Below are 14,418 nucleotides of genomic sequence, written 5' to 3'. Positions count from 1 at the left end.
GCGCAGGAGAATGAGTTGATGCACGCGCGCCTGGAGCAGGAGCGGGCTGCTCGCCTGCAGGCCGAAAAGGATCTCGCCGGCGTGAAGGCGCTGCTGCGCGAATCCAATCAGTTGCTCGCGCGCCAGGAGCGCACGCTGACGTGGCAATTCGGCATGGAGGTCACCCGTGCCCGCAGCATCACCGACTACGTGATGCTGCCGCTGCGCCTGTTCAGGCTGTCGGACGCCCATAAGCGCCAGCGGCGCCATATGCCCGCCGCCAAGCGCCAGGCCCCGGCCGCGCTGCCCGCGGAGACCGCCGGCGCCATCAAAGAGGCACTGGACCAGGCCCGCCGGGTGCGCGATCCCGAGATCATTCTCTGGATCTCCAAGCAGCCCTGGCCCACGCAGACCAAGGTGAAGGTCTTCTGCGAAGTGGCGAAGTGGGCCCGCACAAGCTATCCGCACATCTCCGAACAGATCGTCGAACAACTGCTGACCCTGGGGCCGGACGCGCCGCACGTGCGCCAGCTTGCGTTCAGCCTCTATGACGCAGGCCTGGTGACCGCGCCAGCCAAGCTGCTCGAGCGCGCCCAAGGCGCCGGCATCGAGCTCAGCGCCTCGGAGCAGCACCGCGCCCGCCGCGTGCGCAATGCCCACGAACTGATGCGCCGCGCCCGCCGGCGGACTCCGCGTCCGCGCCAGACGCTGGATTTCGGCGGCACCGGCCCGATCGTAATTGTCTCTCCCGTGTCGCTGCTGCATGGGCGCAACGCAGCCAGCAACGCGCTGCACCGCCACGCCGCCCTGCTGCACCAACGCTACGGCTCGGTCTGCGTCGTCAGCCTGGCCAACGACGACACCGCGCGCGCCGACGCCCACTTGCGGGCGGAACTGCCGCATTCCGATATCGTCCTGGACGGCGTGATGTACCGGGCGGTGCGGACCGAACCTGGCCAGACACAAGCCATCGAGGACGCGGCCTCGGCCTTGTCCGAGGCCGTGCTGGCCGCCACCGTGAGCCATCCGCCGCGCGCCGTGCTGGCCTGGAACAGCGTACGCTGCGCCATCGCGGCCAACAACGCCGCGCAGACGCTGCGGGTGCCGTATGGACTTGTCCTGCTGGGTCTGGACTACTTCCAGAAGGCCAGCGGCAACCATGCGCTGTCCGAGCGCGGACGCCTGGAGCTCAAGCTGGTCACCGAGGCCATCGTGGACGCCGATCTCGTCGCACTGGGCTCCCGCGCCATGCAGAGCGCCGCCGAGCAGCTGCTGGGCGGCGCCCAGGATGCCACCATTCTCCCGCCTCTGCCCCTGCCGCCGGGCCGGGCGCGCAAAACCGCCGCGCCCGAAATCGACAGCGCGCTGCAGGCGCTGGAGGGCAAACGGGTGCTGGCGCTGACGGATGATCATCCCGATCCCGCCACGGCGCGGACCATCATCGACATCTACGCCGAAATCGCACTGCGCCGCCATGACGTCATATTGCTGGTTTTGAGCGACGAAAAATCCGCCGCCACCATGCATCGCCATGCGGTATCCATCGGCCTGCACGACGAACAACTGCTTTTCGTGCCGGATATCGGCGACCTGGTGTCGCGCGAGCAACTGCTGACGCGCGTGGAACTGGCCCTGTTCCCTTATTTTCCGACGCGCGCCGAAATCGCGCCGCTGCCCCAGACCGCCGGTCTGCTGGAATGCATGGCGCTGGGTGTCTGCCCGGTCGTCGGTATTAATTCGGCCTATACCGACCTGGTCGATCCCGACAAAGGCGGCCTGCACCTGGATTATTCGCAGAGTGCGGCCGGCGCCGCGCACCGCGTGCTCGAGGCGCTGGAGGATCCGCAGGCGCTGCGGGCGATGGGCAAGCGCGCCCGAGAGCGCCTTTCCCAGGAGTATCCGCCGCTGGAGCAAGCGCTTGACGACTTCCTCATGCAGGCCGCCAAGCCGCAGCCCCTGGACCGGCCGGGCGTACGGACGGAGCCGCGCCTGCTCCAGATGAAAATATCGTGACATGCGTTCGTGATAATCCACGAATGCATGCGAATTAATATCCGCTACTTATTTGGTTATTCCGGCCCCGCATTTGAAACACTTCTTTTTATATTGCGTCCTGCCATCCGAACCCAATTGTCTCTCCGCCGGGTGAGGCGCTGAAGTGAGTTACGCCTACTCACGACCCGGCCCCTGGAAAGCCCGCGGCTTCCTGTATCTTTTCGCCCTGATGTTATGAAGGAGTATCGACCAGTGATTATCTCAACGATCGGATCTTGCCGTGTGGCAGGCCCCCTTACCAAACTCCAGGCGCAGCGAAACTTCGTTCTGGATAATCGCCTTCTTTACGGTTTCACGCACAACACCAAGGAAACCGTTCAAGCCATCCGCTATATGCGTGGCGAGGCTACGCTGCCGGAAAGCGCATGGCCTTTCATTTCCAGCGAGTCCCTGCGCGAATCGAACCCTGCGCACGCCCACATCGCGGGAACCCGCTACGTGGTGGAAATCAGCTCGACCAAGGTGCTCGAGCTGGACGGAAAGTTCCTGCAGCTGGTGCGCTTCAAGGAAGCCCTGAACTTCTGCCCCGAGCTGCTCAAGATCTTCTTTGACCATTCTTCGCGCGATGCGCTTGCCAAGCGCCGCGCCGCGCTGGAGGAAGCGCCCAGCTTCGCCCATGTGCCCGAGCACGTACAGCTCGCCCTGACCCACACGGTATTGCATGTGCAGACCGCCCAGGAAATCCTGGATGACCTGAAGATCGTCCAGCAGCTGCTGGGCAACGACTTCGTATTGGTCACCCACTGCAACGCCATCAACGCCAACGGCCAGCCCATCGCCGATCGCGCGCAGATGGTCGAGACCGTCAAGCTTGCAGCCAACACGCTGGGCATTCCGCTGGTGGAGCCGGGCACGCTGCTGGCGCACTTCGGCCAAAGCCGCGGCATGCCGGACGAAGGCCGCGACACGGCCCATTACACCCCCGCTTTCGCAAAGCTGGTGGGGCGCGCGATCTGCGAGAAGCTGCTGGGTAACGGCAGCGCGGAAAGCGCCGCGAACGCCGCCGACCCGCTGGACTGGAAGCAGTGCATCGAACGCGCCAAGGCCTCCGCCAAGGAACTGGAATGGGACAGCGCCCTGCTCCTGACCAACCGCGCCATCGAACTGAAGAACGGCAGCCCCACCGCCTACGTGCTGCGCGCCCGCGCCGTCACCGCGCTGGAGCAGACCGACGACATCCTGGATGCGTGGTCCATCGCGCTGTCGATCGACAGCAACCGCAGCGCCTTCATCCTGCGCCAGGCCGCCGAAGGCGCGATGAAGGTCGGCGACTACGGCACCGCCCAGGCCTGGGCATCCGAATCTCTGGATAAGGAAAGCGACGAAAAGACCGCGCTGCTGCTTGGCCGCGTGCATTCGAAGCTGGGCCAGAACCAACAGGCCGAAGCAGCCTTCCGCAAGTACTCGGCGGGAGATCCCGAGCGCGCATTGCGCTTTGCCACCCGCGCGCTCACGCCGCTGGCCGATGCCGCCAACATGGTCAATGCCCTGGCCAGCACGCCCTCCGTCGACAAGAACAGCCTGGAGGCCGCGCGCGCCGCGGTGCTCAAGCGCGCTGCCCGCGAGGTCAAGCGCACCGGCCGCGTCGGCGCGCTGCTGCCCTCGCTCAGCGCGTTCTACGCACTGCAATCCTTGCCGCAAACGGCCCAGGACGACCACGAGGACCAGATCAACCAGGCCTACCGCCGCCTGCTGAAGGCCTACGAGACCTTTCCGGAATACCAGAACAGCACCGAGACCGTCTCGCTGCTGGGCCGCCTGGCCTCGCTCAAGCCCGTCGATCCGCGTTATGTGCAGCGCGCGGCCAAGCAATTGCAGGCGCAGGGACATGCCCGCCCGGCGATCGAATGCTGGCAGCGCCTGGCCAACTCGGAGCTCCCCGCCGAGAGCGACACCGTGACCCTTGCCGCCGCCCGCCTGACGCAACTGGGCGCGCACCAGGCCGCCGCCAAGGTCTATGCCCGCTTGTCGCAAAGCGGCGCGATGGATCTCACCAGCGCTCACGAGCACATCGACAAGTGCCTGCGCGCGCTGGCCCGCAGCTTCCGCAAATGCCTGACCGAGGAGCGGCTGCGCGATGCGGAAGACGCGATCAACGGCATCCAGTCGATCGACCCGTCGTATCAGGGCCTGATCTCGCTGCAGCGTTCCCTGGCGGACGCGCACAAGCGGGAGTTCCTGGCCCGCCGCAGCAATGCCGCCAACGCCGACGACGTCATCGCAAGCGCTCAGCGCGTGATCCAGGCCAGCCCGATGGACCGCGAGGCCAACATCGAACTGGCGATGCAGAACTTGAAGAACGGCAACGTCGCCGAAAGCCGTCGCATCCTGGACCGCTTCCTGCAAGGCAGCCCCGCCTGAGGGCCGGCCTTCGACGCGGCTTCACGCAAAAAACCCCGGGACCGCAAGGTTCCGGGGTTTTTATCTTCTTGCGGCCTATCAGCGCCGCCGACGCTTATTGCAGCAGGCTGCGCAGCATCCATGCGTTCTTTTCATGCACGTCCAGGCGTTGCGTGAGCAGGTCGGCCGTGGGCTGGTCGTTGGCGGCATCCGCCTTTTCGAATGCGGCGCGCGCGGTCTTGGCGACGGATTCGTTGGCATCGACCAGCAGGCGCACCATTTCCAGCGCTTCCGGCACGGACTCGGGCTCGGCGATGGAAGACAGCTTGGAGTATTCGCGGTAGGTGCCCGGCGCGTAGTGGCCCAGGGCGCGAATGCGCTCGGCCACGCTGTCCAGCGCGTTCCACTCTTCCGTGTACTGCGTCATGAACATCTGGTGCAACGTGTTGAACATGGGCCCCGTCACGTTCCAGTGGAAGTTGTGCGTCATCAGGTACAGCGTGTAGGAATCGGCCAGCAACTTCGACAGTTCGCCGGCGACCGCAGCGCGGTCCTTGTCCGAAATACCGATATTGATGCGCGGAACGCTCGAGGTCTTCTTGGTGGACTTGGCCATTGCTAGCTCCTATGGATGAAAGTACGAAATAAGGATACCACTGCAAACACGACAGAACCGGCCAGCGGCGGCGCCGATCTCAATATGCCCTGCGACCTATTGACGCGGCGCAAACCCAGCTGCCGGGCACGGGGCCTGACACCGCTCAGTCCTGCACCGCCGCCACTTCGTCCGCCAGCATCTTCACGCCGGTCAATTCGCATTCGTAAACCGCCTGGGCCAGCGCTTCGATGGCGGCAAGCCGCGGGAAGCTGCGGCGCCAGGCCAGCACCACGCGGCGCTCAGGCACGTGGCCGTCGAAAGGCAGATAGCGCAGCAGGCTGTTGGAGGGCGGATGCTCGGGCACGGCGGTGACCGGCAGCACGGTAACGCCGATGCCGGCCGCCACCATGTGGCGGATGGTTTCGAGCGAGGAGCCTTCAAAGGTGCGCTGGATGCCGTCGCTCGCAGCCGAGAAACGCGACAGTTCCGGACAGACTTCCAGGACCTGGTCGCGAAAGCAGTGTCCGCTACCCAGCAGCAGCATGGTTTGCTGCTTGAGGTCTTGTGCATCGACCGCCTTGCGCTGCGCAAATTCGTGGTCGTTGGGCACCGCCACGACGAATGGCTCGTCGTACAGCGGCTGCATGACCAGGCCGGCCTCGGGCAGGGGCAAGGCCATGATGGCGCAGTCGATCTCTCCCTGGCGCAGCAACTCCACCAGGCGAACCGTGAAGTTCTCCTGCAGCAGCAGCGGCATCTGCGGCGTGCGCGCGATCTGCACCGGCACCAGCTTGGGCAGCAGGTACGGGCCGATGGTGTGGATGACGCCCACGCGCAAGGGACCGGCCAGGGGATCATGCCCCTGCCTTGCGATCTCTTTGATGCTGGCGCTTTCTTCCAGCACCTTTTGCGCCTGCGCGACGATGCGCTGGCCGATGGGGGTCACGCCCACCTCGGCGCCGCCGCGTTCGAACAGCGTCACGCCCAGTTCGTCTTCCAGTTTGCGTATGGCAACCGACAGCGTCGGCTGGCTGACGAAACAGGCCTCGGCCGCGCGGCCAAAATGCCGTTCGCGCGCCACGGCGACGATGTACTTCAGTTCGGTGAGAGTCATGGTGGACTAAGCCCCCGGGGGTTGCGCGCGGGCCCTGCGGCCGGCGCTTGCTGGATTAAGGTTTGTCTTGAGCCGCATGGTCAGGTCCGCAGGAAATCCTCGCGGCCGCGCATCCAGCGCGCCAGGTGCGCCTCGACGGCGGCGGGGTGTTCGGCCCGCAGCCATACCGCGGCGTCGCGCGCGTCCTCGGCGATCGCGGCGTCGGTTTCCAGGTCGGCAAAGCGCAGCAGCGCCATGCCCGACTGGCGTGTTCCCAGGAATTCACCCGGGCCGCGCTGTTCCAGATCGCGCCTGGCGATCTCAAAGCCGTCCGACGTTTCAAACATGGCTCGCAGGCGTTCGCGCGCCACCTGCGAAAGCGGCGTCTGGTAGAGCAACACGCACACCGATTCCGCGGTGCCGCGCCCTACCCGCCCGCGCAGCTGATGCAGCTGCGCCAGGCCGAAGCGTTCCGCGTGCTCGATCACCATCAGCGACGCGTTCGGCACGTCCACGCCAACTTCAATGACGGTCGTGGCCACCAGCAGGTCTATCTCGCCTTCACGGAAGGCCTGCATCACGGCGGCCTTCTCGGCCTGCGGCAAACGGCCATGGACCAGGCCGATGCGCAAGTCCGGCAGATCGGCCCGCATGCCTTCGTAGGTGTCGACCGCGGTCTGGAGTTCCAGGGCCTCGCTTTCCTCGACCAGCGGACAAACCCAGTAAGCCTGCTGTCCGCCGCGCGCGGCCTGGGCGACATGGGCGATCACTTCCTCGCGCCGCGCGTCCGAGACCAGCTTGGTCAGCACAGGGGTCCGGCCCGGCGGCAGTTCATCGATCACGGACACGTCCAGATCGGCGAAGAAGGTCATGGCGAGCGTGCGGGGGATGGGCGTGGCGCTCATGTTGAGCTGATGCGGCACGATGCGCCCGCGCACGGTTTCGCCCTTGCGCGTCAGCGCCAGGCGCTGCCCGACGCCGAAGCGATGCTGCTCGTCCACGATCGACAGGCCCAGCCGATGGAATTCCACATGGTCCTGGATCAGCGCCTGCGTGCCCACCACCAGCTGCACGCTGCCGTCGGCGGCGGCGGCGGCGGCTTCGCGGCGGGCCTTGGCGCTGAGGCTGCCGCTGAGCCAGGCCACGTTCACGCCCAGCGGCTGCAGCCAGGACACCAGCTTGCGAAAGTGCTGCTCCGCCAGGATTTCGGTGGGAGCCATCAGCGCGACTTGCGCGCCGCCAGCAATGGCCTGCGCCGCCGCGATCGCCGCCACGACGGTCTTGCCGCTGCCCACGTCGCCCTGCAGCAGGCGATGCATGGGGTACGGCTTGGCCAGATCGGCCGATATTTCCTGGACCACGCGTTCTTGCGCGCCGGTCAGCTTGAACGGCAGCGTCTCATAGAGCCTGGCGACCAGCCCGCCCGGCCGGGTCTGCACCGGCAGGGATTCCGCTTCCTTGACGCGCCGCGCCGCGCGCGCCGCCGCCAGCGACAGCTGCTGCGCCAGCAGTTCGTCGAACTTGATCCGCCGCCATGCGGGATGCACGCGGTCCAGCAAGGCCTGTTCGGACTCTCCCTGCGCAGGCGTGTGGAGGGCGCGGATGGCGGGCTCGAAGGGCGGCAGGTCGTAGCGCGCGCGCGCCTCGTCGGGCAAGGTGTCGGACAGGTCGGCGCGGTCCAGCGCCTGCGCGATGGCGCGGCGCAAGGGCAGTTGCGGCAGCCCTTCGGTGGTGGGATAGACGGGCGTCAACGCGGTGGGCAGAGGCGCGTCCGCATTGGTCATGCGGGGATGCACCATCTGGCGGCCGAACAGGCCGCCCCGCACCTCGCCGCGAGCGCGCAGGCGCTTGCCCACGGCGATCTGCTTCTGCTGGCTGGGGTAGAAATTCAGCCAGCGCAGTTGCAGTTCGCCGGTATCGTCCACCAGGGTGGCGGTGAGCTGGCGCCGAGGCCGGTACTGCACCTCGGACTTGGTGATCTCGCCCTCGACCTGCCCGGCAAAGCCGGGCCGCAAGGAACTGATCGGGATGACGCGGGTTTCGTCCTCGTAGCGCAGCGGCAGATGCAGCACAAAGTCCTCGGGCAGCACCAAACCCAGGTTACGGAGCTTGCGCTCCGTATCCGTCATTGCTTTGCCAGCGCCGTTCTTATCGGCGCCGGTTCGCTTGGAGGCCACGGCCGCGGCCGGCATGAAGGAACGAACCCCTGGAATGAAACGTCCGGGTGCGCCTTACAGGACCAGGATGGCTTCGACTTCGAACTGCGCGCCCTTGGGCAGGCTGGCCACCCCGATGGTGGAGCGCGCCGGGAACGGCTGGGGAATGATCTCGGCCATGATGGCGTTGGCCGCCGTGAACTTGCCCAGGTCGGTCAGGAACAGCGTGAGCTTGACCACGTTGTCCAGCGTACCGCCCGCGGCGGTGATGACTTCTTGCATGTTGGCGAAAGCCTGACGCACCTGGGCGTCGAAGTTTTCGGAGACCAGGTCGCCGGTGCCCGGCTCCAGGCCGATCTGGCCCGAGAGATAGACAGTCTTGGTGCCGCTTACGGCAACCGCTTGCGAGTAAGGGCCGACGGCGGCGGGCGCGGCGTCGGTATGGATGATTTGCTTGCTCATGGGCGGAATCCTTCAGGTGACGGATAGAAGCTACAACTATCGAAGTTTAAACAGCAATAGACATTTGCGAAAGTGGCGCTTGGTCGTAGAGATGGCCTAAGGCTGGTTTTCGGCTTCCGGCTGATGGCCTGCGCCGCCGATATCCCCCCGATGCGCGATCAGGAGATCCACCAGCGCCTGCGCCGCCACGGACAGCCCGCGGCCCTTGCGCCGCACCAGATACAAGGGTCTGGTCAAGGGGCGGCCCGCCAGCGGCACAATGCGCAGATCGTCGCTGCGGAAATGGAATAGCGTCATCGCGGGCACGACGGACACCCCGAGACCGGCGCGCACCAGCCCCGTGACGGTCGCCAGGTGCTCGACTTCGAACACCGGCGAGGGCGCGTCGGCGCCAAGCGCCTCGTCCAGATGTTTGCGCACGCTGCTGCCCCGCGCAAGCTGAATCACGGGGTGCCGCAGCACGTCGCGCAGCCGCACCCGGCTCTGGCCCGCCAGCGGATGATCGGCGCGGCACACCAGGAAGTAACGGTCGGCATGCAGGAATTCGCTGTCCAGGTCTGTCATGTCCGGCCGGTGCGAGGCCACCGCAAAATCGACTACCCCGCTCTGCACCATGTCCAGGCAGGGATCCAGCAAGGCATCCCTGAGGTCCAGCACGATGCCCGGATGCTCGTCACGGAACCGGGCCAGCAGGCCGGGCAGCCAGCCCGCCGCCAGCGACGGCAGCGCCGCCAGCGTCACCCGCCCCCGGCGGCTGGCCGCGTGGTCGCGCAGGTCGCCCATGACCAGCTCCATATCGGCCAGCAGGCGGCGCGCGGACGCGTCCAGCACGCGGCCTTCAGGCGTCAGCTCGACGTGGCGTGTATTGCGGTCGAACAGGCGCAGGCCTGCGCTGTCTTCCAGCGACCGGATCAGCGCGCTGAACGCCGGCTGCGTCAGGTGGCAGCGTTGCGCGGCGCGCGTGAAATGCTTTTCATCGGCCAGGGCCACGAAAGCGCGCAATTGCCGGGCTGATAGATTCATGGCTTTCTTGAATGAATTGATCCGATCTTTCTATTTTACTGATGAGCAGCGCTTGCCTATAGTGGACCGGAAACCCTGTGTAAGGCCCGACTGGACCCCTTATGTCTCAATCTCCCCTGCTCATAGGCTGCGCTTCCGGATTTTCCGGCGACCGCAGCGACGGCGCCGCGGCCGTGGTGCGCACCCTGGCTGCCCAAGGCGGCGGCACGCTGATCTTCGAGACGCTGGCCGAACGCACGCTGGCGCTCGCGCAACTGGCGCGCAACGAAGACCCGAGTCGCGGCTATGAGCCGCTGCTGGATGAACTGGTCGCTCCCATACTGGCGGATTGCCTCCGCCATGGCATCAGCATTGTCAGCAACTTTGGCGCGGCCAACCCGCCCGCCGCGGCAAGGCGGATCGCCGAACTGGCGCGGGAACAAGGCCTGCCCGTCCCGCGCATCGCCGTGGTGCACGGCGACGCGCTGCACACGCCCGCCCATCGCGCCCTGCTGGCGCAACGCCTGGGCGCGGCGCTGGACGGGCTGGACATCGTCAGCGCCACCGCCTACCTGGGCGCGACCGAGATCGCGCAGGCGCTGGCCGCAGGCGCCCAGATCGTGGTGGCGGGCCGGGTGGCCGATCCCTCGCTGACCCTGGGCCCCGCGCTGGCGCACTTCGGCTGGGATCCCGCGGATTGGCCGCGCCTGGGCCGCGCCACCATGGCCGGCCATATGCTGGAATGCGGACTGCAGGTCACGGGCGGCTATTTTTGCGTGCCGGGCCTCAAGGAAGTGCCGGACGTGCATGCCGCCGGCTTTCCGATCGCGGAAATCCAGGCCGACGGCGAATTCGTCATCGGCAAGGCCGCGGACACGGGCGGTACCGTCGACGCCCGCACGGTGAAGGAACAATTGCTCTATGAGGTGCACGACCCGGCGCGCTACCTGACGCCGGACGTGGTGGCCGACCTGAGCCAGGCGCGCGTCGTCGAACTGGGCGGCAACCGCGTCGCGGTCCACGGCGTCACCGGCCATGCCCGGCCCGCCGAACTCAAGGTGAACGTGTGTTATCGCGGCGGCTGGCTGGCCGAAGCCGAGATCTCCTACGCCGGCGTGCAAGCGGAGGCGCGCGCACGGCTGGCCGCGGACATCGTGCAAAAGCGCCTGGGGTCCGCCTTCAGGCTGCGCGCCGACCTGATCGGCGCCATCAGCATCTTGGGCGACGACGCGGGCGAGATGCGCCGCGCCCTGCCCGACAGCCACGCCCGCGACGTGCGGCTGCGGCTCGCCGGCGAACACGCCGACCGCGCGCAGGCCGAGCGTGTGCTGCGCGAGGTGACCGCGCTGTACACCTGCGGCCCGGCCGGCGGCGGCGGCGTGCGCACCGCTCTGCGCCCGCGCCTGAACATGATGTCCTGCACCATTCCCCGCGACGCCGTGGACAGCGGCTGGAACTTCCTGGAGGAGATTGCGCCATGACCCAGAAACCCGCCACGCTTGCGGTGCCGCTGTACCGGCTGGCCCACAGCCGCTCCGGCGACAAGGGCGACATCTCGAACCTCAGCCTCATTGCCTGGGACCCCGAATGCCACGACGTGCTGGCCGCACAGGTCACCGAATCGCGGGTCGCGGACTGGTTCGCCTACCGCCATCCCAAGCGCGTCACGCGCTACGTGCTGCCCATGCTGCATGCCATGAACTTCGTGCTGGAGGGCGTGCTGGACGGCGGCGTCAATGACGCGCTGAACCTCGACACGCACGGCAAGAGCCTGTCTTTCAGATTGCTGGACATGACGGTGGAGGTCAGCCCCGAGCTGGCGAGCCGCCTGCCAGACATACCCGGCGACCGCCCCGCGGCCGCCTGATTTCCGTTCCTATAAAAAAACCCCACAGGAGACACACATGCGCATCGCTACCAAGGGCCGGCTGGCCCTGCTGCTGGCCGCCGCCCTACCCTTGACGGCCATGGCGCAATTTCCCGCCAAGCCCATCACCTTCATCGTCCCCTTCGCCGCTGGCAGCGCCACCGACCAGATCGGCCGCGCCATCGGCCAGGGCGTCACGGAACAGACCGGCCAGGCCGTGGTCATCGAGAACAAGCCCGGCGCCAGCGCGATGATCGGCGCCGCGGCCGGCGCCCGCGCGGCTCCGGACGGCTACACGGTCCTGATCACGACCAATACCACGCACGCCGCCAACGAACACCTCTACAAGACGCTGACCTATAACCCGGTCAAGGACTATGCGCCGCTGACGCTTCTGGGCAAAGGCGGACAGATCATGGTCGTCAATCCCAATTCGCAAGCCAAGACCGTGGGCGATTTCCTGGCCCTGGCCAAGCAGTCGCCGGGCAAGCTGAGCTTTGGCAGCGGCAGCTCCAGCAGCCGCATCGCCGGCGAATTGCTGCAACAGATGGCGGGCGTGCAGTTGCTGCACGTGCCCTACAAGAGCAACCCGCTGGCGGTCACGGACCTCCTGGGCGGCCAGATCGACATGATGATCACCGACACGGCCACCGGCCTGCCCCAGGTCAAGTCGGGCAAGCTGCGCGCGCTGGGCGTCACCGGCCAGGCGCGCTCGCCGCTGGCGCCGGACGTACCCACCATCGCCGAGGCTGGCGTGCCGGGCTACGAGATGGGCTACTGGTTCGCCGCCTACGCGCCCGCCGGCACCCCGCCGAACGTGGTCAAGCGCCTGAACGAACTGCTGGTCAACGCCACCAGGACCAAGCCCGCCCAGCAGTTCTACGCGCAGACCGGCACCGACGCCGCCACTTCCACGCCGGACGAGCTGGTGCAGTTCCAGCAGGCCGAGTCCAGGAAGTGGGGCGACATCATCAAGAAGGCGGGCATCCAGCCGGAATGAGGACGGCCGGCGGCGACGCCAGCGCCACAATGCAAAAAAACCCATCGCGCTGGCGATGGGTTTTTTGCATTCCTTTCAACCTTATGGGTTCGTCTTGTTCATGTTGGCTTCGAGGTCGGCGCATGCCTGCAGCAGCTCGTCGAAGGAGAGTGCATCACCTGCCATTACTTCATCGGCCAACATGGCTTCATAGTCCTTGGCGAGCGCATCTCTGGTTTCGCCTTCGGGAACGATGCAAAGCTGGCCTGTGATCGCTGCGGCGTAGTCGATCACCCGACCGTTGGCGTCCTTCTCGATAAAGAAAAGAGATTTGTGTCGGGCAACGGCCGTTGACACGGCACGATCAGCTATGACGGCGGTGAAATGCGGACTGCGCGCAATCGCGGCCAGGTCGTGCCAATGCCGCGCATATCGTTCGCTGCGGATACGGCCCTGCGCACAGAAGACGTGTGCGGCAGTGGCTTTCTCCCAAAAGGTGCGTGCGACGCTCATGACCAACGGCGACGCGCTGGGAAAGGACACTTCGGTCAGGTGCTTGGCGATGTCGCAGTCCACCGGAAATATCTGGTGTGGCTCGCCGGTGGCTCGTCCTCCGAATTCCAGCGTAACGACAGGCGCGACGTAGCCCGTGCCTTGCGTCAGGGCCGAGTAATGCAGCAGCAACTTATCGTTTTCCTGGCCGCCGATTTCGAGTCGAACGTCCAGCCCCTCACGCTCCAGCGCCGCCTGAATCACTGGCTGCACATTCTGCCTGATCCAGTCCGGTAGCCGATGCCGCACGGCTTGCGTCCATTTGCCCGCCTGGCTGCGGCTCGCCGGGAACTCGCCACCCTCGCCGATCAGATCGGGAATCAGCTTGCGAATGTCGTAGGTCAGGTCGATGTCTTCGGAAAATCTGTCGATAATCTTATAGACCTTCGACAGCGACGTGCCGCCCTTGAAAGTTAGATCAGACGATAGCGGCGAGGCGAACAATTCGCGCAACACCCATACCACCCAGATGTCCTTTTCCAGCAGATGGGCGGGACGACCCGTTTCCGCACGCCCGTACTCCAACGCTTCGCGCTGATCCTCTTTGCTCAGATCAAAGAAATCATCAGGCACGCGCGACTTCCTTGCCGATAGCTAACGCCATCCACCCTGGCAGCGCCGCTCGCGCCGAGGCCAGCGCTTGCCATTCGGAAGGCGGAAGGACGCTGCGCAGCGTTGCCAGTGATTTGGCGGCATGCGTCGGACCGATCCAAGCCAGAGCGCGAATGGCTGCTCCTGCTGGCCGTTCGCCCAGCGCCAGCATCCAGGTCGGCGCGTGCTTCACCAGCACTTCCGACTTGCCTAGCCTCAGCTTCCGGGTCTTGCCAGAAGTGAGATAGACCTCGCGGATGGGCACTTGCTGGGTCAGCCCCAAAGTGTTGGCTGCACTGGCGCCGTGCGGCACCACGATTTCGCCCTTTTGCTCGGCCAGTGCGGTGACGACTTTCCCTGGAGCAGGCGCGCGCGCGCCAAACCGGCCGGAAACCGGGACGGCATAGGCACCGCGCGCTACGCGCAGCAGTTTGCCGGCCTTTGCGAGCCGCGAGAACGCCTGATCAACTGCCGCCCGACTTCCCAGATGCAGGAATTCCTTGGGCGACAACACTCCCCCCTCGGGAAGCAATTGGGCTTGTTCCAGGATGGCTTCGGCCAGCGTGGTCATGTAGCACCTCTTTTGTCAGATACAATACACCAGTTTCTGACATTCAGTTTAGTCCAATCCCCACCTATATCGGTTTGCAAAGAAAAATCGGGGATTGGAAACCGCGGCGAGGCATATATCCGGCGCGGTCGAAACATCGCAGACGCTCGGGGCCGAAAACCCGACCCGAGGTC

Annotated in this window: 12 protein-coding genes; 5 read left to right on the top strand and 7 right to left on the bottom strand. The window is 66.1% G+C overall.

Translation table 11 applies throughout. The features are described from left to right. Nucleotides 1–18 precede the first annotated feature (18 nt). Both HLG70_RS06325 and HLG70_RS06320 read left to right on the top strand, forming a co-directional pair. On the top strand, nt 19–1,992 hold the full coding sequence (locus HLG70_RS06325) for a glycosyltransferase (RefSeq protein WP_234103427.1): 1,974 nt from the start codon (nt 19–21) through the stop codon (nt 1,990–1,992). Between the two features lie 216 nt (nt 1,993–2,208). Next, a complete protein-coding gene (locus HLG70_RS06320) occupies nt 2,209–4,395 on the top strand; it encodes a capsular biosynthesis protein (protein WP_326491142.1) in 2,187 nt (728 codons plus the stop codon). Between the two features lie 94 nt (nt 4,396–4,489). Here HLG70_RS06320 and HLG70_RS06315 read toward each other — a convergent pair whose 3' ends face one another. The 5 genes from HLG70_RS06315 to HLG70_RS06295 all read right to left on the bottom strand — a co-directional run bounded on the left by HLG70_RS06315 (nt 4,490) and on the right by HLG70_RS06295 (nt 9,706). Then, a complete protein-coding gene (locus HLG70_RS06315) occupies nt 4,490–4,990 on the bottom strand; it encodes a Dps family protein (RefSeq protein ID WP_171663428.1) in 501 nt (166 codons plus the stop codon). 145 nt (nt 4,991–5,135) lie between these two features. After that, on the bottom strand, nt 5,136–6,086 hold the full coding sequence (locus tag HLG70_RS06310) for a LysR substrate-binding domain-containing protein (RefSeq protein ID WP_171663429.1): 951 nt from the start codon (nt 6,084–6,086) through the stop codon (nt 5,136–5,138). Nucleotides 6,087–6,166: 80 nt separating this feature from the next. Further along, complete coding sequence (gene recG / locus HLG70_RS06305; protein ID WP_171663430.1) at nt 6,167–8,257, bottom strand: ATP-dependent DNA helicase RecG; 2,091 nt, start codon at nt 8,255–8,257, stop codon at nt 6,167–6,169. Nucleotides 8,258–8,296: 39 nt separating this feature from the next. After that, nucleotides 8,297–8,683 carry a Rid family detoxifying hydrolase gene (locus HLG70_RS06300; RefSeq protein WP_057283095.1) on the bottom strand — a complete coding sequence of 129 codons (387 nt, stop codon included), beginning with the start codon at nt 8,681–8,683 and terminating at the stop codon, nt 8,297–8,299. A 96-nt stretch (nt 8,684–8,779) separates the two neighbouring features. Beyond that, nucleotides 8,780–9,706 (bottom strand): LysR family transcriptional regulator, encoded by a 927-nt coding sequence (locus HLG70_RS06295; protein WP_171663431.1) that lies wholly within the window; start codon nt 9,704–9,706, stop codon nt 8,780–8,782. A gap of 101 nt (nt 9,707–9,807) precedes the next feature. Between HLG70_RS06295 and HLG70_RS06290 the strand changes: the two genes are divergently transcribed. From HLG70_RS06290 to HLG70_RS06280, 3 genes are read left to right on the top strand one after another with little or no spacing between them, the layout of a single operon-like run. Further along, nucleotides 9,808–11,166, top strand: coding sequence for an acyclic terpene utilization AtuA family protein (locus tag HLG70_RS06290; protein WP_171663432.1), 1,359 nt, complete (start codon nt 9,808–9,810; stop codon nt 11,164–11,166). Next, nucleotides 11,163–11,552: an AtuA-related protein gene (locus tag HLG70_RS06285; RefSeq protein ID WP_171663433.1), complete on the top strand. Its 390-nt coding sequence runs from the start codon at nt 11,163–11,165 to the stop codon at nt 11,550–11,552. The genes HLG70_RS06290 and HLG70_RS06285 overlap by 4 nt, the downstream gene beginning before the upstream one ends. Before the next feature lie 37 nt (nt 11,553–11,589). Next, nucleotides 11,590–12,552: a Bug family tripartite tricarboxylate transporter substrate binding protein gene (locus tag HLG70_RS06280; protein WP_171663434.1), complete on the top strand. Its 963-nt coding sequence runs from the start codon at nt 11,590–11,592 to the stop codon at nt 12,550–12,552. Nucleotides 12,553–12,633: 81 nt separating this feature from the next. Here HLG70_RS06280 and HLG70_RS06275 read toward each other — a convergent pair whose 3' ends face one another. Both HLG70_RS06275 and HLG70_RS06270 read right to left on the bottom strand, forming a co-directional pair. Then, complete coding sequence (locus HLG70_RS06275) at nt 12,634–13,656, bottom strand: nucleotidyl transferase AbiEii/AbiGii toxin family protein (RefSeq protein WP_171663435.1); 1,023 nt, start codon at nt 13,654–13,656, stop codon at nt 12,634–12,636. After that, nucleotides 13,649–14,245: a DUF6088 family protein gene (locus HLG70_RS06270; RefSeq protein WP_171663436.1), complete on the bottom strand. Its 597-nt coding sequence runs from the start codon at nt 14,243–14,245 to the stop codon at nt 13,649–13,651. Before HLG70_RS06270 ends, HLG70_RS06275 begins: the two co-directional genes overlap by 8 nt. Between the last annotated feature and the right edge of the window lie 173 nt (nt 14,246–14,418).

The organism is Achromobacter deleyi (assembly GCF_013116765.2).
GTDB classification, from domain to species: domain Bacteria; phylum Pseudomonadota; class Gammaproteobacteria; order Burkholderiales; family Burkholderiaceae_B; genus Achromobacter; species Achromobacter deleyi_A.
The sequence above is the reverse complement of the archived record's forward strand: the minus strand, read 5'-3'. Positions and strand labels throughout refer to the sequence as shown.